The organism is Streptomyces phaeofaciens (assembly GCF_014648915.1).
Taxonomy (GTDB): Bacteria; Actinomycetota; Actinomycetes; order Streptomycetales; family Streptomycetaceae; genus Streptomyces; species Streptomyces phaeofaciens.
Genome location: NZ_BMSA01000001.1, coordinates 598,869 through 616,050, shown reverse-complemented (window position 1 = coordinate 616,050; position 17,182 = coordinate 598,869). Strand labels below are relative to the sequence as shown.

Below are 17,182 nucleotides of genomic sequence, written 5' to 3'. Positions count from 1 at the left end.
ACCGTGGTCGTCAGGCGCCGCGCAGGAGGCGCAGATATCTCTCGGCGGTCCTGTTCCAGGAGAATTCCCGCGCGGTGAGAACCGCCGCTCCGGACATGTCTTCCCAAGGCAGGTCCGGGGACAGGACCCGCAGGAGAGAGTCCACCAGTGACGCCTCGTCCGGTCTCAGCCAGGGAATCCTCTCGCCGTCGACGAAACGCGCATGTCGCACAGGGTCGATCAACAGACCGTTCCGCTCGTGCCGGACGAGTTCAGGTACGGCTGTCGCGTTCAGAGCGACCACCGGCGTGCCCAGTCCCAGCGATTCGACGACACTCAGTCCGAACGACTCGATGGCGGAGGGGAGAACCATGGCACGCGCGCTGCGCACCAGGTCGATGCGCGATTCCTCCGACACGGCACCGAGATGTCGCACACCAGCGCTGGAAAACTCCGCTCCATGCGTTCCGCGCCCCATCAGCAACAGTTCTGCGCGTGGCCTGATTCTTCGCACCGCAGCCATGGCGCCCGCCACCGCGTCCATGTTCTTGTGAACTGCGAGCGGGCCTGCCCGAGCCACCGAGACCAGTCGGAACGCATGTCTTGCGCTCCGGGCGTCCTGCCGACCGGAACGTCCGCCGCCGTGCGGAATCACGACCGGCGGAACCAGGTTCGGACACCAAGACGCAAAATCTCCCCGGGCATATCCGCTGGGCACCACGACGGACTGCACCAGAGAACCCAGCCTGGCCACCTCGCGAGCGCATCGGGCGGCGGTCCTTCGGCCGAGATAGAACTCGACTTCGCCGAACGGGAAGACCATGGCGAGAATTTTTGGACACGACAGGGATCGAGCAAGGTCATGGAGGGTGTCCCCGCACGAGAGGTACATGGGCGCGCTTCCCGCAAAAATCGCTCCGTCGTACCCCTGAAGCGGGTACGGAGCTGTGCCGTGGGACCCGGGCGCGCAGAGATGACTCTCCACCTCGATCTCCGATTCCGTCAGAGCCTCGATCATTTCGTGCAGGAACCGCTCGATTCCTCCGGACTGATAGTCAGGAGTCTTGTTCGAGATGAGAGCGATACGCATAGGACCTCTTCCGGAGTCTTGCCACGTCCAGCAGATTGGTCACGAGGATCTTGATCAGGGTGAGGTGGGGCGGGTGCCCTCGTGCATCTCGCCACTGCACGGGGCACTGAACCTCCGCCAGTCCGATCCGGCGCGCGACGTAGATGAGTTCCACGTCGAAGGCGAATGAATTCAGTTCGGTCAGCGGAAGTATCTGCGCCAACGCGTCGGAGGTGAATCCCTTCAGGCAGCACTGCGTGTCGGCACAACCGCGTACGGCGAGCACCCGCACTCCCCAGTTGAACAACCTGCTGACGATCCTCCGGCAGCGAAATGATGCACCGACTTTGCGTGAATCCTTCAGACGTCGGTTGCCCAGGACAATGCTGACGTCTCCTTGCGCAAGTCGGTCGAGGCACCTGCCGAGCGACTCCAGTTCGACGGGAAGATCGATGTCCGTGAAGAAGACGAGCGGACCGGCCGCGGCGCGAAGTCCTCGCCGCACCGCTCCCCCTTTCCCCTCGTTCCGTGCCGATCTCAGGTAGACAGCCCGATAGTTCTCCATGAAGTCGAGCCAAGGGAGATCAGGCGTCCCGTCATCGCTGCCATCGTCGACCACCACGATCTCATAGTGAGGTGCCACTCCTTCGAGGTACACGGACAAGCGGGAAAGGGATTCCTCGATCACCGCCATCTCGTTGTAGCACGGCAGCACGACGGACACTCCTGGTTCCAGGGTCAAAAATCAATCCTCCGCTGGCCACGACTGATGTTCTCCATTGCTTCCAGTACGCTGTCATGGATTTCCTGGTCCTGTTCCCGGCTGCCGAGTTCGGCAAGGAATTCAAGGTCGTCGCCCGTGCCCAGGAAACCCAGCGCCCGAATGGCGTGCACTCTCACTCTTGCGTTCGGATCGCCGGCCGCCCAGGCTCGGAGTTGAGGTCGCGCTGTACGCATACGCAGCCGAGCCATGCCACGAGCAATCGCGAAACGCACCTCGGGACTGCTGTCCTCTACGGCACGCACCAGGAAATCGGGGGATTCATCCGCGTACATGCTCGCCAAGGCCGTGGCCGCGGTGCCTCTCACCTGTGCGTTCTCATCGGTGAGGAGCGCTTGCCCGACAGTTTCGGTAAACGCGACTGCCTGCAGTTTCCCGATGGCGGAGATCGCCGTCTCGCGAACCGACGGATGGGGACTCGACACCAGGTCGGCTATTTTGGCCGCCGAGTCCGCTCCGGGGTGGAGGATGAGCATCCTGATCGCCGCCTCCACGACCTGGGTCGCCTTCGAATCCAGTGCGCATTCAAGCCGGAGAAGTACTTCGGATCCCGCCTCGGCAATGGACATCGCAAATCTGATCAGTTCTCGCTGATCACTGTCGGCGGTCTCTAAAAGTGCCGAGACAACCTCCCTGCCCTCCGGTGACGTGCGACAGTAGACCGTCATGGCATGAGTGGCGCAGCTGCGTACATAGGAATTTTCCGAGGCAAGCCTCTCCACCACCGCCGGTATCGCGTCCAGAATATTCAGCGCTGCAACGGTTTCCGCCGCCTCCCCCTGCGTCACCCAAAATTCATCGTCGAGACGTTCGATGAGTGCCGGGGCGGCCACCCCGCGGACCCCGATGTTCTTCAGCGCGTACACCGCCCCCCAGCGGACTTCGTCGTTCTCGTCCCGGAGCAGGGGCAGGAGCACGGGATGCGCGGAGGGCGACCCCAGCTCTCCCATGAGATCGGCCGCGGTGCGTCGCGTGACCCAACTGGATGATTCCGCCATCCGCCGCAACTCGTGCACCAGCCCGTCCATCGTCTCCCTGTCGGGTACGGCTCCGTGGGAGATGCACTTGACTGCCATGATGGGGTCCGTCGCGGTCAGTTTCGCTATGAGCAGCGAAGGGCTCGCGGTGATTCCCGCGAGCAGGAGGAGCACCTCGTTCCACTGGCTTCGGCCAAGCAGGTATTCGCCGTCGATGTCGTCCAGACCGCGCTCTTCAAGTGCACTGGCGGCAAAATACTCCTGAATGGATTGATGAAGGAACGCATAGGACCCACCCTCACCCACAAGAAGTCCGCTCGCGGTACAGGAGTCCAACAGCATTCGCCAGGGATATTCTTCGTGCGATGACGTCAGATATTCGCCGAGAACCTCGGCCATTTCACGCGCGGAATAGCGGATTCTGTTCGCCCGTTGCACGTCGAGAGCCAGGAAGTCAAACACCTGCCGGCGTACCTCGTAGGGAATCTGTGCCCCTCTCGCACCCTTCACCCCTTGCATCCGGATCATTTTTTCGGTGAACATCGAGTACAAAAGCCCGCGCTTTTTCGGCGGGATGTTCGGCTTCATGTCGCGCAGCATGCGAAGAAGCAGTGGATTCGAGGCCATGTCGAGCAATCCATCATGCGCTATTTCTTGGAATTCTCGCGCACCTTGGGCTCCGAAGTGCCACGTCAAGTACTCTTCGATGTTCGCCCTGCGCAGGGGCAGGATCCGCCATCCCACGTCCCACTCGAAGTCGTCACTGTATTCGTTCCACCTACAGGTGACGACACAGAGCACCTGAGGCACGGCGCTGATGAATTCTGAGATCTGCCGGACACCCTGATCGCGGAACCGGCCGAGTTCGTTCAATCCGTCGAAGCACAGTACGGCACCGGTGTTGCGAACGAATGCGTCAGCCTCGCCGACAGTGAGGTCGAGGCCGCCGGTGGCGTTGACGGAAGCTTGGATGGTCTCAGACAGGTTGCCCGAGTAGTGATTGAGAGGAACCAGGACCACCGGCACACATGATTTTTCCTGAGTGAATCTCAGCGCCTGCCTCAAACACTGATGCTGCAGTGCAGTCGTCTTGCCCGAACCCGAGTCACCTGTGACGAGAAGAGGATCGCGGGTTCCGGTGGCGATCTGCCGGTCCATGATTTCAGAGAGGGAATAGACTCGGTCACGAAGAGCGCTCCGCGACACCAGGTTGACGCCTTGAGCCAGGATGGGAATGATGAAATCATGGTGATCCGCGGTCCGGTCACCCCGCCATTTCGATATTTTGGAATTCCTCAGGACGCCTTGGAAGAAAGCAGTGACATGCTGTTCGGTGGCCGGTTCGACGCGAGAATCCCAGCGGACATCAAAACGCTCGACATTGATCTGCACACCACGTCCGAGAATATTGGCCGTCGCGTGATCGTGGGCGTGTGATGCGATATTGATCGGTGGATCAGCCGGCTCTTCTTCCTCATGCGTCATGACGAGGTCGTCGATTCCTTTGTCAGGATGAGCGCGTCTGCACGATCAGTGGTTGTGCTGCGTACCCTGCCCGAGGATGGTGGTTCGGCCATGCCCCGACGTCGTGGCCTTGATGGAGATCTGCGCGACACGGTCCTGGGCTGCCGGGGGCAGTGCGGGGATCAGGGCTTCATCCAGTACGCGACGCAGTTCGTCCGCCAGGCGCGGATCGTCACGCACCAGCCGTCGCAGCCGGCGCTGCCAGTCCGCCACGAGTGCCTGTTCCGTCTCCTCGTCGGCCGTGCCGCGGGCGGACAGCACCTCGTCACGGACCTCCGCCAACTCGGCCTCGATCGTCTCGGCCCGCTCGGGATGCGCGCGCTGCCACAGTGAGACCACTGCGCCTCGCGACCGCTCCCACGTATCCGTGGCCATTGCCGCCACCAGAGCGGCGCCTGCTGCCGCGACCAACTGATCCAACATGGCCACCCCCGGTGAGAACACGTTGTGGAATCGACTCGGCCGACACACGTCGTTCGTGTGAGCCAAGCATGCCCGGCGTTCAAGTCCTTCCCACCGAGCGAGGACCTCAACACCGACCAGGCCGTGCGACGACCTCCCGGCGGCCCTCTCCGAACATCCCGCCGACGGTGTCAGCATCCCGTCAAAGTCCCCCGACTTGTCGTCAGGTTCCCGTCAGGACCGATTCACGGCCCGCGGACGGCGGGCATACCGTCGGGGACGAGCCCCGGTGCGCCTCCCCGCGTCCGGGGCGCCTTCGGCTCGATCCACCGCACCACCACGGTTCCTCCAGGGAGGTACCCCATGGCAGAACTCCGCCACGACGACGATCCCGAACCCGCCGATCGGTTCCCGGCCGGACCCCTGTACGTCCCGGTCCGGCCGGGTCCTTCCGGGTGCACGGCCCGGCTCTTCCGCACACCGCTCGGCGGCCGTACGGCCGTCGGCTTCACGTCCGCGCGGCGGCTGGCGGCCACGCTCGGCCCCGGCCAGGCGTGGATCCGGCTCGCCGAACCCGCCCTGCGGGCGCTGGCCGCTCCGCTGGGCGTCACCACCGTCACGGTGGACCCGCAGCTCACCGCGCCGGCTCCCGCGCCGGTCGGGTCCGCGGTCCCCGCGCCGGCACCCGTCCCCGCGCTGCGGACCGTCTGAGAGGGGTGGACACACGATGACCGCGGTTCACGAACAGCCCACCGCCCGCCCCGCGTCCGCCGACCTCTCGGTGTGGCCCGCCTCGGCGGCCGAGCCCCGCGCGGGAGACCTCTCCGTGGGCGGTGTCCCGCTCGCCGAGCTGGCCGGACGCTTCGGCACGCCCGTGTACGTCCTCGACGAGTCCGAGGTCCGCGACCGCTGCCGTACCTACCGCGACGCCTTCCCCGACGCGGAAGTCCTGTACGCGGCCAAGGCCTTCCTGTGCCGTGCCATGGCCCGCTGGACGGCCGAGGAGGGCCTCGGCCTCGATGTCTGCTCGGCCGGTGAACTGGAACTCGCCGTCACCACCGGCTTCCCGCCCGAGCGGATCGTCCTGCACGGCAACGCCAAGTCGCCGCGCGATCTGGACACCGCGCTGCGGCTGGGCGTCGGACGGATCGTCATCGACAGCCCGTCGGAGATCGCGCGCCTGGCCGCGGCCGTCGGACCGGACGGCCACCAGCGGGTGATGGTCCGTGTGGTCCCCGGCATCAGCGCCGGCGGCCACGAGAAGATCCGCACCGGAACGGAAGACCAGCACTTCGGCCTCTCCATCGCCGACGGGTACGCCCAGCACGCCATCGCCCGCCTTCTCGACCAGCCACAGCTCGAGCTCACCGGACTGCACTGCCATCTGGGCTCGCAGATCACCGGCGTCAGGCCGTATCTCGCCGCCGTCCGCCGCATGGTCGGCCTCATGGCGCGCCTGTACGAGCAGCACGGTCTGGTCCTGCCCGAGCTGGATCTCGGCGGCGGCCACGGCGTCGCGTACCGGCCCGGCGACCGGGCCCTCGACCTGACGGCGCTGGCCCGCAGGGTCCGTGCGGAACTCTCCGACGCGTGCGCCGCGGCCGGCATCCCGGTGCCCCGTCTCCTCCTGGAGCCGGGGCGGGCGATCGTGGGCCCGGCGGGTGTCGTCCTGTACCGCGTCCTGGCCGTGAAACGCACGGGCGGCCGGGTGTTCCTGGCGGTCGACGGCGGCATGAGCGACAACCCGCGCCCGGCCCTGTACGGCGTCCGGTACGCGCCTCGGCTGATCGGCCGCCACAGCACGGCGGCCCCGGCCCGGGTGACGGTGGTGGGCCGGCACTGCGAGGCGGGCGACATCCTGGCGGCGGACGTCGAACTCCCCGAGGACGTACGCCCCGGCGACCTGCTCGCCGTACCCGTGGCCGGCGCGTACCACCTGTCCATGGCCTCCGGGTACAACCTCGTCGGGCGTCCGCCCGTGGCCGCCGTGCGCGACGGCCTCGCCCGCCTCCTGGTCCGCCGGGAGTCCCTGGAGGACATCCGCGGCCGGGACGTCGGCCTCTAGGCCGTGTCCGACCCAGGCGGCCAGACCTGCGGGCGGGCCGGTCGCCCTCACGCACACCGACCGGCCCGACCGGGATCCCGTCAGGTGAGTTCGGCCGCCACCAGCTCGGCGGCCCGGGCGACCAGCGGGTTGTCCGTGGGCCCTTCGGGCGCGTACTTGGTGGACAGGACGGCCAGGACGACGGGCGGCCGCCCGGGAGGCCAGACGACGCCCACGTCGTTGGCGACCCCGTACGCCGCCCCTCCCCCGGTCTTGTCGGCGAGCGTCCAGCCGGGCAGGCCGGCTCGGAAGCGGGCGGTGTTGGTGGTGTTGGCGATCAGCCAGCCGGTGAGCCGCGCGCGGTCCTCGGGGGCCAGCGCCCCGCCGATGACGAGTCGCGCGTAGGTCTTCCCGATCGCGCGGGGGCTGGTGATGTCGGTCTCCCGCCACGGTTCCGCCGTGTTCAGCTCGGGTTCCCAGCGGTCGAGCCGCGTCGTCCGGTCCCCGAGCGAACGGGAGAAGCGGGTGATCGCGGTCGGCCCGCCCAGCTCGCGCAGCAGGAGGTTGCCCGCCCCGTTGTCGCTCTGGGAGACGGCGGCGGCGCACAGTTCCTCGACCGTCAGGCCGCCCGCCACGTTCTCGTCCGTGCCGGTGACCGGCGCGTACCCGGCGGCCGTGACGTACTCCTTGGTGTAGTAAACCCGCCGGGCGAGGAACTCGCCGTCGCGGTCGAGGTCCCTTAAGACGGCCGCCGCCGCCAGGGCCTTGAACACCGAGCACATCGGGAAGACCTCGTCGGCGCGATGGGCCACGCTCCGTCCGGTGGCCGTGTCGTGGGCGAAGACCCCCAGTCGGGCGCCGTACTGCCGCTCCAGGTCGCCGAGCTGCCGGGAGAGCCCCGTTCCGCCGGTGGTCGAGGCGTGTGCAGAGGTGGGCACGGCGGCGGCGAGGGCCGCTCCGGCGCCGAGGGCCAGTACCGCGCGGCGGCCGGGGCGAGGTGCCGTGGTCGTCGGGCTCGTGGTCGTCGGGGCCGTGTTGTTCCGGTCCATTCCATTCGTCCCTACGGTCGTGATCGTTCTTACGAGGGCCAAGACGTCACCGGGAGACGATCAGTTTCCCTTCACCCCCCTCCGTGTCACGTGCCCGACGGTTCCGGCCACGGGCGCCGGCCGGGTGGCGTGATCGGTCCGCACCGGACCGGCGGGGTTCCACCGGTGCGACACCACCCCTTAGGCTGGCCCGTGCAGCTGGTTCGCCCCGTCCGCCAGGCGGGAGCGTCGCAAGAGGGAACCCGGTGGGAATCCGGGACTGCCCCGCAGCGGTGAGCGGGAACGACCGCCGTCATACGCACTGGACCGCGAGGTCCGGGAAGCGACGGCCAGTAGGTGTCCTCCTCGGTGAGGACGTGCCCGCGAGTCCGAAGACCTGCCATCTGCCCGTGCGTGAACCACTCGCGCGCGGACATTCCGGTGACCTCGAGGGCGGGTCGGCGCACACACCGAACGGACGGCCGCGGGCCGCTGCCGTACGGTGCGTCCCCCCTTCGCGCCCCCGTCCCGTCACCGGGATCTCAGGGATTCATCTCGCGAAGGAGATCTCCGTGACCACCAAGCCCGCAGCCGCGGCAGCACGGGCCACCGTGTACGGCTACCCCCGCCAGGGACAGCACCGGGAACTGAAGAAGGCGATCGAGGGCTACTGGTCGGGCCGCGTCACCGCCGACGCCCTGCACACCACCGCCGCCGAACTGCGCCGCACCCACTGGCGGCAGCTGGCCGGGGCCGGCGTCGACGAGGTCCCGACGGGCGACTTCTCGTACTACGACCACGTCCTGGACACCACCGTCATGGTGGGCGCGATCCCCGCCCGTCACCGGGACGCGGTGGCCGCCGACGCGCTCGACGGCTACTTCGCCATGGCGCGCGGCACAAGGGACGTCGCGCCGCTGGAGATGACCAAGTGGTTCGACACCAACTACCACTATCTGGTGCCGGAGCTGGGTCCGGACACGGTGTTCACGGCCGACTCCGCCAAGCAGATCGCCGAGTTCGAGGAGACGCTCGCCCTCGGTCTGACGGGCCGTCCCGTCCTGGTCGGCCCCGTCACCTATCTGCTGCTGGCCAAGCCCGCGCCCGGCGTGCCCGCCGACTTCGACCCGCTCACCCTCCTCGACCGGCTGCTGCCGGTGTACGCCGAGGTCCTCGCCGACCTGCGCGCGGCCGGCGCCGTGTGGGTGCAGCTCGACGAGCCCGCCCTCGTCCAGGACCGCACCCCGGCCGAACTCGGCGCCGCCGCCCGCGCCTACCGCGACCTCGGCGCGCTCACCGACCGGCCGAAGCTGCTCGTCGCCTCCTACTTCGACCGGCTGGGCGACGCTCTGCCCGTCCTGGCGAAGGCCCCGGTCGACGGCCTCGCGCTGGACTTCACCGGGCGTGCCGCCGCGAACCTGGACGCGCTCGCCGCCGTCGGCGGACTGCCCGGCCGGCGCCTGGTCGCCGGCGTCGTCGACGGCCGCAACATCTGGGTCAACGACCTGTCGGCGTCGCTCACCACGCTCGGCACGCTCCTGGGCCTGGCGGGCCGGGTGGACGTGGCCGCCTCCTGCTCCCTGCTCCATGTGCCGCTCGACTCGGGCGCGGAGCGGGACGTCGACCCGCAGATCCTGCGCTGGCTCGCGTTCGCCCGGCAGAAGACCGCCGAGATCGTGACCCTCGCCAAGGGCCTGACCCGTGGCACCGGCGCCATCACCGCGGAACTGGCCGCGAACCGGGCCGACCTGGCCTCCCGCGCGAACTCCCCGATCACCCACGACCCGGCCGTCCGCGCCCGCACCGGCACGGTGACCGGAGCCCACGCGCGCCGCGCCCAGCCGTACGCCGAACGGGCCACGGCCCAGCGGGCCCACCTCGGGCTGCCGCTGCTGCCCACGACGACCATCGGCTCGTTCCCGCAGACCGCCGAACTGCGCACCGTACGGGCCGACCTGCGGGCGGGCCGCATCGGCACGGCGGGCTACGAGGAGCGTGTCAGGGCGGAGATCCGGGAGGTGCTCGCCTTCCAGGAGAAGGCCGGCCTGGACGTCCTGGTGCACGGTGAGGCCGAGCGCAACGACATGGTCCAGTACTTCGCCGAACAGCTCACCGGCTTTCTGGCCACCCAGCACGGCTGGGTGCAGTCCTACGGCACCCGGTACGTCCGTCCGCCGATCCTGGCCGGCGACATCTCCCGCCCCGAGCCGATGACCGTGCGCTGGACCACGTACGCCCAGTCGCTCACCTCACGCCCGGTCAAGGGCATGCTCACCGGTCCGGTCACCATGCTCGCCTGGTCGTTCGTCCGGGACGACCAGCCGCTCGGCGACACGGCCCGCCAGGTCGCCCTGGCGCTGCGCGACGAGGTCGACGACCTGGAGGCGGCCGGGACGTCGGTGATCCAGGTGGACGAACCCGCGCTACGCGAGACGCTCCCCCTGCGGGCCGCCGACCACGCCGCGTACCTGGCGTGGGCCACGGAGGCGTTCCGGCTCACCACCAGCGGCGTGCGGCCCGACACCCAGATCCACACCCATATGTGCTACGCCGAGTTCGGCGACATCGTCCGGGCCATCGACGACCTCGACGCCGACGTCATCAGTCTGGAGGCCGCCCGCTCCCATATGCAGGTCGCCCGTGAACTCGCCGCCCACGGCTATCCGCGCGAGGCGGGGCCCGGCGTGTACGACATCCACTCCCCTCGGGTACCGAGCGCCGAGGAGGCGGCCGAGCTGCTGCGCACCGGTCTGCGGGCCATCCCCGCCGAACGCCTGTGGGTCAACCCCGACTGCGGTCTGAAGACCCGCGGCTGGCCGGAGACCCGCGCCGCCCTGGAGAACCTGGTCACGGCGGCCCGCACCGTGCGCGCCGAGCTGACCGGGTCCTGACGGTACGCCACCGGGCCGGGGAGTTCCCGCGCTCCGGCCCGGTGGCCGCCGGCCCGCGCACGGTCAGGGGCAGGGCTCGCCGAACTTCACCGCACCGAACTCCACCGGCTGCCCGTTCAGCCCGGTGCCGGCCTTCGGGGTCTGGGTGCAGACCTTCCAGTTCGACTCGATGAGGACGAACCGGTCGTCGGCGGAGGCGTCGGCCACGGTGATCGAGGTGCCGGAGTCGAGAGCCGCGCGGGCGGCCTTCACGGACTGGCCCTTGAAGTCGGGCATCTTCCCGCCGGCGGCCGTGGGGGCGGTCCGGTCCTTCGCGGGGCACGTCTCGTCGAGCTTGACCGCGCCGAAGTCGAGTTCGGTGTCCGTCGACACGGTCCTGCCGGCGGCGACGCTCTGCGAGCAGACCTTCCAGTTACGGTCGAAGGCCTGCATACGGCCGCGGCCGAGCGAGTCGTGGGAGGCAAGGCCGTAGAAGCCGGCTTCCTGGGCGGCGTCCTGAGCGGACTGGAGGCCCATGCCGACGAACTCCGGGACGGCCTTCTTCTCGACGTCGGCCTTGGTGCTCGGGCCCGCGGCCTTGTCGTCGGGGCTCGCGGACGCGGTCGCGCCGACCGTGGCAGTGGGTGTGGCGGCGCTCGTGGCTGCCGTACCGGCGTCGTTGCTCGTGGTGGAGTCCTTGTCCTCCATGGCCGAACCGATGCCGCCGAGAATGAAGACGCCTGCGGCGATTCCGCCGATGACCTTCCAGTTGGCCATGCCTGCCCCCCTGTGTGGTGCGGTGGTGTGCGGGGTGAGCGTAGGCGAGATGTGGGGGTGTTGTGCAAGTTGCGATGATCGCATGAACTGGGGAGGTCGGAGTGGTGTACGGCCGACGCCCGCCCCACCGCCCGCCTTCGCCCAGCCCCCTCCCTCGCGCGCTCGGTGGGGGTGGTGCACCGCCGCGGCCCTCGGTGCGGGCAGGATGGGGGCATGAGCGTAGTCAAGATCAACGTACTGACCGTCCCGACGGAGCAGCGGGAGACCCTCGAGAAGCGGTTCGCCGCGCGAGCCCACGCCGTCGAGAACTCGGACGGCTTCGAGTGGTTCGAGCTCCTGCGCCCGGTCGAGGGCACCGACACCTACCTCGTCTACACGCGCTGGCGTGACGAGGCGTCGTTCCAGGCCTGGCTCGAAGGCCCGATGAAGGCGGCGCACCGGGGCGGCACGGAGGGCGAGCGGCCCCAGCCCGCGGCCTCGGCCTCCACCCTGTGGTCCTTCGAGGTCGTCCAGCAGGCGGCGCCGAAGGGCGAGTAGCCCGTCCCGCCGGCGGCGCCCGGCGCACCGGGCGCCGCCGTGCGACGTCAGCCGGCCGTGCCGAGCAGGATGTCCCGCAGGGAGCCCATGCCGAACCTGTCCTCGCGGCCGGACAGTTCGGCCACCTCCCGCAGGGCCGGCCGGATGTCGACGCCCGCGTCGCGCGCCTCCTCGCACAGGGCCCGCAGCGTCAGCAGTTCGTCGCGCGGGTCGGATCCCTGGTCCACTGCCGACAGGTGCAGCAGACGCCACCGGAAACCGTCGGCCGTACGGTTGCGGGGCGGATGCGCGGCCCAGCGGAACGCGGTGTGACGGGCGAACAGGTCCCGTACGGAGGCGCGCACCGGGTCGTCGCCGTCGGCGTAGAGGGCCAGCAGCGCCCACAGCGCCGACTCGGCCTCCGCCCGGATCTCGGCCTCGTCCAGCGGATCCGGCCGCTGCGACGCCTTCTCCACCCGGTCGGGATCGCCGATGTCCACGCGCCGCGCGGCCAGGGGCCGCAGGGCGGCGTCGGCGCGGGCCACGCGCTTCTCGATCGCGGTCAGCCGCTCCGTACCGCTCGCACGTTCTTCCGCCCGCATCGTGACAGTGTCCCGCCCGGGGTGCGGGCCGCGGGAGTGCCGCGAGGGTGTCAGCCGCGGTTCCGGCCGGCGCGGCCCGCCCGGTGCCGGACGAGTGCCTCCACGGTGTCGTGCACCCGCTCGACGTGGTGTTCGCTCTCGGGCTTCATCAGCACGCTGCGCAGGACGCGGGCGCCGTCGGCGTCGCCGTCGACCTTGGGATGGCGGCGGGCGAAGGCGTCGGCGGAGGCGCGGAGGGTGCTGAGGAAGAGGGGGTCACGGGCCGTCATGCCGTCGTCGAGGATGCCGGCACTGGCGTGGTCGATCGCGGAGAGGGTGGCCGGTTCGACGGCCGGGAAGTAGCTGACGATGTCGAGTTCCGGCTGCTGATACAGCGTCAGAAGATCGCAGGAGTCGATGAGTTCGGACCAGCGCAGGGCCGCGCGACGGCCTGCGGCGAGGACGCGTCCGAGGCCCTGCGGGGTGGGCGGCAGCAACTGGAAGGTGAGCCAGAGCGCGGCGGCCGAGGCACCGGCCCGGGAGCATTCCAGGCTGATCTCGCCGAGGTGCAGCTCGGTGGAGGTGAAGTACGTGTACGGGGAGTCGTGCAGATAGAAGCGCCCCACCTCGGGGTCGCGGAAGAGGACCGCGCCGCAGCCGTAGGGCTGGAGGCCGTGCTTGTGCGGGTCGATCACCACCGAGTCGCACTCCGCGACGGCCCGCCAGGGCTCCGGCGCGAGGCCCTCCGGCCCGTCGGCGCCGGCCAGCAGGGTGAAGAAGCCGCCGTACGCGGCGTCGACATGGACCCGGGCGCCGTAACGCCGGCACAGCGGCAGGGCCTGGTGCACGGGGTCGATCGCCCCCAGACCGGTGGTCCCGGTGGTGAGGACGACCGTTCCGACCCGGCCGGTGCGCAGCACCTCCTCCAGCGCCAGGAGGTCCATACGGCCCGTGTCGTCGGTGGCGACGGGGTGGCCGTCCATGTCGAGCACGCCGCACATGCGCCCGTGGGTGTAGTGGGCCTCGGCGCTGTAGGCGACGCCCTGGCCGGGGTGGCTCTCGCGGGCGACGAAGAGTGCTTCCAGGTTGGCGATGGTGCCACTGGTGGTGAGGTGGCCCAGGTGGGTGTCGAACCCGAACATCTCCGCCAGTCGCGCCACGGCCTCGCGCTCCATGCGGGCGGTGGCCGGGCCGCCGTCCAGGGCGTGGTTGTTCGGGTTGATCAGCATGGCGGTGAGGTAGCCGACGACGGCGGCCGGGTGCGGCGGCTTGAGCATCTGGCCCGCGTAACGGGGATGGAAGAAGGGGTAGTTGTCCCGCAGCCGGTCGGTGAACTCGGCGAACACGGGGGCGAACGTCTCGTCGCTGACGTCGAGGGCGGCGTGCGGCTGGTAGGGGCCGAAGCCGGCGGACCACTCCTGGACCGCCCGGGTCGCCTCTCCCAGCCATCGATCGAGATCCATACCTGCTCTCCTCCTGCTCGCCGCATGGCGGGTCGTCCCGTGACAGGGCGTGCCCCGCCGGATAGATTTAGTTGAGCAGTCAGCGAGTGAGCAGTCAATATATTCGTTTGGATTCGAAAGGTTTTCTTCCGTGGGCGACGGGGACGACGGGAACGGCGACGCGAGGAGCCTCGCGGAACGAGCGGAACGAGCGGCACGAGCGGAACAAGCGGCGGAAGCGGCGGGCAGTGAGCTGGTGCACGACTTCGGCCTGCTGTTCAAGGCCGCGGGACGCCTCGAACAGCGGATCGACGCGGCCCTGCGGGCGCGCTGCGGCATCCACCACACCATGTTCGAGCTGCTGATCCGGCTCTGCCGGGAGCCGGGCGAGGAGGTGTCCCAGGCGATGCTCGCCGGCGAACTCGTTCTCACCAGCAGCGGCACCACCCGGCTGATCGACCGTATGGAGGAGGCGGGCCTGGTCCGCCGCCGCCGCCCCTCCCCGACCGACCGGCGCGTCACCGTCGTCGAGGCGACCGGCCAGGGCCGTGCCGTCTTCCTCGAAGCGGCCGCCGTGCACGCGGAGGTGGTCGAGGAGTGCTTCGTGGTCCCGGTGGACGACGCCGACTACACCGCCCTCGTCCGCGCCCTCACCGCGATCAACACGGCGGTGGGCGGCAGGGCGGAGCGACGGGCCGGCGGTCCGGGCGGTCCCGGCACGAGCTGAAGAAGACCCCCGGTCGTGTGCGGTGACGCGGAGGAGCCGCGTCACCCCGTCCGTTTGTCCGGGGCTCCCGCGCCGCACTACCTTGCCGATGTGCTTCTCTTCTCACACTCCTGGGCGGCGTTGCGCGCGGCCGTCGCCGGCCTTTCGGACAAGGACTTCGAGCTGCCGTCCGGCTGTGCCGGCTGGCTGGTACGGGACCTCGTGTGCCACCTGGTCATCGACGCGCAGGACGTCCTGATCACTCTCGTGACGCCCACCGACGCCGAACCGACCGCCGACGCGGTGACCTACTGGAACGTCCAGGACCGGCCGCCGACCGGTGAGGACCCGCTCGACGCGCTGACCGTTCGGCTGGCCGCCGCGTACGGGGAACCGCACCTGCTCACGTTCCACCTCGACGACATCGGCTCCGCCGCCGGACGCGCCGCCGAACTCGCCGACCCCGGCACCCGGGTGAGCACCCAGGACATGGTCCTCACGGTGGACGACTACCTCGCCGCCTACGTCCTGGAGTGGACGCTGCACCACCTCGACCTGATCGCGCACCTCCCGGACGCGGCGGAGCCTCCCGCGAAGGGGCTGGCCCGGTCGCGCGCGATGCTGGAGGGGATCGCCGGCGGCGCGTTCCCGGCGTCGTTCACGGACCGGGACGCCCTGCTGGTCGGCACCGGCCGCCGGGCGGCGACGGACGCGGAGAGGACCGAACTCGGCGAGCTGGCCGCGCGGTTGCCGTTCGTCATCGGCTGATCCGCCCGTGTGCGCCGAGGCGGGCGCGGCACCGGGACTTCTTTCCGGTCCGCCGGCGCCATCTCCGACGCCGTCACCGGCGCCGTCGCGTGCGCCGCGCGGCCGGGATAGGCCAGTCGGCGGACGGACGGCCCGGCCGTGGCATCCGTTCGAGTGGCAACGAGCCGTCGGTGAAGCGGCGCGGGGCCCATGGACGTTGTGCAGGATCCATCCACCCTCCTCAGAATGGATCCTCCATGGGACGTACGACCATGCTCGCCATCTGCGCCCTCATCACCGCCGCCGCGACCGGGTTCCTCGCCACCAGCGCGATCCGCAGCCGCTGAACAGCCGCTGAACCGCACCGCCGGCCGGACCGTCCGCCCACTCCCCCCGCCGCACCCGCGGCGGGAAAGCCGGCGGCCCCGCCGCGTCAGGGCGCTCATGTCTCATACGAAGTGGTGGAGCCACCGCTGCAAGGCGACGTTGACGCTGCGAGGAAGGGCGCTGAGCTGGTCGATGGCGTCGCGGTCCTCGGGGAGGGGCGGAATGCCGGCCGCGGTCAGAACGGCGTACAGGTCGAGACGTCGGAGATCGCGCGGGTCGAGGGGGTGGCTCAGGCGCTCGGCGGGGTTGGGCGGCGGCAGCAGGTAGTCCCCGTCGTGCGGCTGTCCTGCCGGGGCCGGCCAGCCGATTCCGATGTCGTCGACGGCGTAGGGGTCGACGAAGGCGTGGGGCGCGTGGTGCTCGACGGTGGTCGGGGTCACGGATGTCTCCTCACCAGTGTTGGGGATCTGCCCGACAGGAGCCCTGGAGCACCGTCCGCGGTTGCGGATGCGGCGCGATGTCACGCCATCGGCGTCATCGGCAGCTCATCGTCCGGTCGGACCGGCAGAGCGGAACCGGGCGACGCAGGAAGCGGATCGGTCTTCGGCTCGGCTACGCCCGGAGATCCTCCAGGCGCCTGACCGCGTCCCGGGCCGACTCGCTCTCCTCGGCGCCCAGCCGGATCGCCGTGGCCCGGTCGAGCGCGGACCGCATCGTCGCGTCGTCCGCGAGGCGTCCGGCGATGTCCGCGCGCAGGACGAGGAGTTGCAGCAGCTGCACGCGCGTGGGCCGCTCGTCGTCGAGGGCCAGCACGCGATCGATGATTTTCGCGGCGGCGGCCGGGTCCTCCTTCGAGTCGGCGAGCACGGACGCGTGGTGCAGTGCCCGCGCGAAGGTCTCCTCGGGGGCGGCCCGGTGGTGCTGGTTCTCGCTCGTCGGCCGGCCCACGCGGATGCAGTTGCCGCCGGGGTCGGTCATGAGGAACTGCCGCATGCCGTAGGACATGTCCTTCAGCGGGCCGATGCGTGGCAGTCCCCTGGTGGGGATCCGCCCGTACGCCGCCCTGAGCCCGGCCCGGAAGGCCTCGTACAGGCCGTCCACGTCGTCGGTCCGGACGTAGCACGTGCTGATCGACGCCGCCGGTTCGTAGGCCTTCACGCCGAAGAAGTGGAGCTGGATGCCGCCGAGTTCGACGACCGCGTACGGGTTGGGGCTCCGCTGCCGGAACGTCACCTCGAACCCGAGGGCGGTGTAGAAGTCGAGCACCGGCTGGAGGGTGCCGCACGGCAGGATCGGAATCGTCTGCTCACTCATGCGACCCACTCTAGTCAAAGTTGACTAGAGTGCGACAGTGAAAAACTCGGCTTCCGGCTCGGCCCCGGACACGGTTCCGGCCCCGGAACGCGGGGCCG

General features: G+C 69.8%; 16 protein-coding genes and 1 riboswitch. Of the genes, 6 read left to right on the top strand and 10 right to left on the bottom strand.

What is annotated here, in order from left to right; translation table 11 throughout:
- Positions 1-10: 10 nt before the first annotated feature.
- Genes IE275_RS02525 through IE275_RS02510 form a run of 4 tightly spaced genes read right to left on the bottom strand, consistent with a single transcriptional unit; the run spans position 11 to position 4,753 of the window.
- Positions 11-1,069 (bottom strand): glycosyltransferase family 4 protein, encoded by a 1,059-nt coding sequence (locus IE275_RS02525; protein WP_189706950.1) that lies wholly within the window; start codon positions 1,067-1,069, stop codon positions 11-13.
- Complete coding sequence (locus IE275_RS02520; protein ID WP_189706948.1) at positions 1,035-1,772, bottom strand: glycosyltransferase; 738 nt, start codon at positions 1,770-1,772, stop codon at positions 1,035-1,037. Before IE275_RS02520 ends, IE275_RS02525 begins: the two co-directional genes overlap by 35 nt.
- Positions 1,773-1,786: 14 nt before the next feature.
- The gene (locus IE275_RS02515) at positions 1,787-4,291 is read right to left on the bottom strand and encodes an NACHT domain-containing protein (protein ID WP_189706946.1); all 2,505 of its coding nucleotides are present in this window, start codon (positions 4,289-4,291) and stop codon (positions 1,787-1,789) included.
- Positions 4,292-4,336: 45 nt separating this feature from the next.
- Entirely contained in the window at positions 4,337-4,753 is a 417-nt protein-coding gene (locus IE275_RS02510) for a hypothetical protein (protein ID WP_189706944.1), read from the bottom strand.
- A 342-nt stretch (positions 4,754-5,095) separates the two neighbouring features.
- On the opposite strand from IE275_RS02510, the gene IE275_RS02505 reads away from it, so the two are divergent.
- Together IE275_RS02505 and lysA are read left to right on the top strand one after the other, a co-directional pair.
- The gene (locus tag IE275_RS02505; RefSeq protein ID WP_189706942.1) at positions 5,096-5,443 is read left to right on the top strand and encodes an SAV_915 family protein; all 348 of its coding nucleotides are present in this window, start codon (positions 5,096-5,098) and stop codon (positions 5,441-5,443) included.
- Positions 5,444-5,459: 16 nt separating this feature from the next.
- Entirely contained in the window at positions 5,460-6,797 is a 1,338-nt protein-coding gene (gene lysA, locus IE275_RS02500; protein ID WP_189706940.1) for a diaminopimelate decarboxylase, read from the top strand.
- An 80-nt stretch (positions 6,798-6,877) separates the two neighbouring features.
- Here lysA and bla read toward each other — a convergent pair whose 3' ends face one another.
- The gene (gene bla, locus IE275_RS02495) at positions 6,878-7,825 is read right to left on the bottom strand and encodes a class A beta-lactamase (RefSeq protein WP_189706938.1); all 948 of its coding nucleotides are present in this window, start codon (positions 7,823-7,825) and stop codon (positions 6,878-6,880) included.
- A gap of 182 nt (positions 7,826-8,007) precedes the next feature.
- A riboswitch (cobalamin riboswitch) is annotated at positions 8,008-8,223 on the top strand.
- 153 nt (positions 8,224-8,376) lie between these two features.
- On the opposite strand from bla, the gene metE reads away from it, so the two are divergent.
- The gene (gene metE / locus IE275_RS02490; protein WP_189706936.1) at positions 8,377-10,695 is read left to right on the top strand and encodes a 5-methyltetrahydropteroyltriglutamate--homocysteine S-methyltransferase; all 2,319 of its coding nucleotides are present in this window, start codon (positions 8,377-8,379) and stop codon (positions 10,693-10,695) included.
- A gap of 63 nt (positions 10,696-10,758) precedes the next feature.
- Here metE and IE275_RS02485 read toward each other — a convergent pair whose 3' ends face one another.
- Positions 10,759-11,451: a hypothetical protein gene (locus tag IE275_RS02485; protein ID WP_189706935.1), complete on the bottom strand. Its 693-nt coding sequence runs from the start codon at positions 11,449-11,451 to the stop codon at positions 10,759-10,761.
- A 213-nt stretch (positions 11,452-11,664) separates the two neighbouring features.
- Between IE275_RS02485 and IE275_RS02480 the strand changes: the two genes are divergently transcribed.
- Positions 11,665-11,988: an antibiotic biosynthesis monooxygenase family protein gene (locus IE275_RS02480; RefSeq protein ID WP_189706933.1), complete on the top strand. Its 324-nt coding sequence runs from the start codon at positions 11,665-11,667 to the stop codon at positions 11,986-11,988.
- Positions 11,989-12,035: 47 nt separating this feature from the next.
- Here the strand turns inward: IE275_RS02480 and IE275_RS02475 are convergent, their stop codons facing one another.
- Both IE275_RS02475 and IE275_RS02470 read right to left on the bottom strand, forming a co-directional pair.
- On the bottom strand, positions 12,036-12,569 hold the full coding sequence (locus tag IE275_RS02475) for a hypothetical protein (RefSeq protein WP_229870054.1): 534 nt from the start codon (positions 12,567-12,569) through the stop codon (positions 12,036-12,038).
- A 50-nt stretch (positions 12,570-12,619) separates the two neighbouring features.
- A complete protein-coding gene (locus IE275_RS02470; RefSeq protein ID WP_189706931.1) occupies positions 12,620-14,011 on the bottom strand; it encodes a pyridoxal phosphate-dependent decarboxylase family protein in 1,392 nt (463 codons plus the stop codon).
- A 130-nt stretch (positions 14,012-14,141) separates the two neighbouring features.
- Between IE275_RS02470 and IE275_RS02465 the strand changes: the two genes are divergently transcribed.
- A complete protein-coding gene (locus IE275_RS02465; RefSeq protein ID WP_189706929.1) occupies positions 14,142-14,717 on the top strand; it encodes a MarR family winged helix-turn-helix transcriptional regulator in 576 nt (191 codons plus the stop codon).
- A 90-nt stretch (positions 14,718-14,807) separates the two neighbouring features.
- A complete protein-coding gene (locus IE275_RS02460; protein WP_189706927.1) occupies positions 14,808-15,464 on the top strand; it encodes a maleylpyruvate isomerase N-terminal domain-containing protein in 657 nt (218 codons plus the stop codon).
- A gap of 428 nt (positions 15,465-15,892) precedes the next feature.
- Here the strand turns inward: IE275_RS02460 and IE275_RS02455 are convergent, their stop codons facing one another.
- Both IE275_RS02455 and IE275_RS02450 read right to left on the bottom strand, forming a co-directional pair.
- Entirely contained in the window at positions 15,893-16,210 is a 318-nt protein-coding gene (locus IE275_RS02455; protein ID WP_189706925.1) for a hypothetical protein, read from the bottom strand.
- Positions 16,211-16,382: 172 nt separating this feature from the next.
- Positions 16,383-17,084 (bottom strand): bleomycin resistance protein, encoded by a 702-nt coding sequence (locus tag IE275_RS02450; protein ID WP_189706923.1) that lies wholly within the window; start codon positions 17,082-17,084, stop codon positions 16,383-16,385.
- Between the last annotated feature and the right edge of the window lie 98 nt (positions 17,085-17,182).

Excerpts from the sequence above, each read along its gene's own strand:
- IE275_RS02525 (WP_189706950.1), bottom strand. The coding sequence starts at position 1,069 with ATGCGTATCGCTCTCATCTCGAACAAGACTCCTGACTATCAGTCCGGA.
- IE275_RS02515 (WP_189706946.1), bottom strand. The coding sequence starts at position 4,291 with ATGACGCATGAGGAAGAAGAGCCGGCTGATCCACCGATCAATATCGCA.
- IE275_RS02510 (WP_189706944.1), bottom strand. The coding sequence starts at position 4,753 with ATGTTGGATCAGTTGGTCGCGGCAGCAGGCGCCGCTCTGGTGGCGGCA.
- IE275_RS02505 (WP_189706942.1), top strand. The coding sequence starts at position 5,096 with ATGGCAGAACTCCGCCACGACGACGATCCCGAACCCGCCGATCGGTTC.
- lysA (WP_189706940.1), top strand. The coding sequence starts at position 5,460 with ATGACCGCGGTTCACGAACAGCCCACCGCCCGCCCCGCGTCCGCCGAC.
- bla (WP_189706938.1), bottom strand. The coding sequence starts at position 7,825 with ATGGACCGGAACAACACGGCCCCGACGACCACGAGCCCGACGACCACG.
- IE275_RS02485 (WP_189706935.1), bottom strand. The coding sequence starts at position 11,451 with ATGGCCAACTGGAAGGTCATCGGCGGAATCGCCGCAGGCGTCTTCATT.
- IE275_RS02480 (WP_189706933.1), top strand. The coding sequence starts at position 11,665 with ATGAGCGTAGTCAAGATCAACGTACTGACCGTCCCGACGGAGCAGCGG.
- IE275_RS02475 (WP_229870054.1), bottom strand. The coding sequence starts at position 12,569 with ATGCGGGCGGAAGAACGTGCGAGCGGTACGGAGCGGCTGACCGCGATC.
- IE275_RS02470 (WP_189706931.1), bottom strand. The coding sequence starts at position 14,011 with ATGGATCTCGATCGATGGCTGGGAGAGGCGACCCGGGCGGTCCAGGAG.
- IE275_RS02450 (WP_189706923.1), bottom strand. The coding sequence starts at position 17,084 with ATGAGTGAGCAGACGATTCCGATCCTGCCGTGCGGCACCCTCCAGCCG.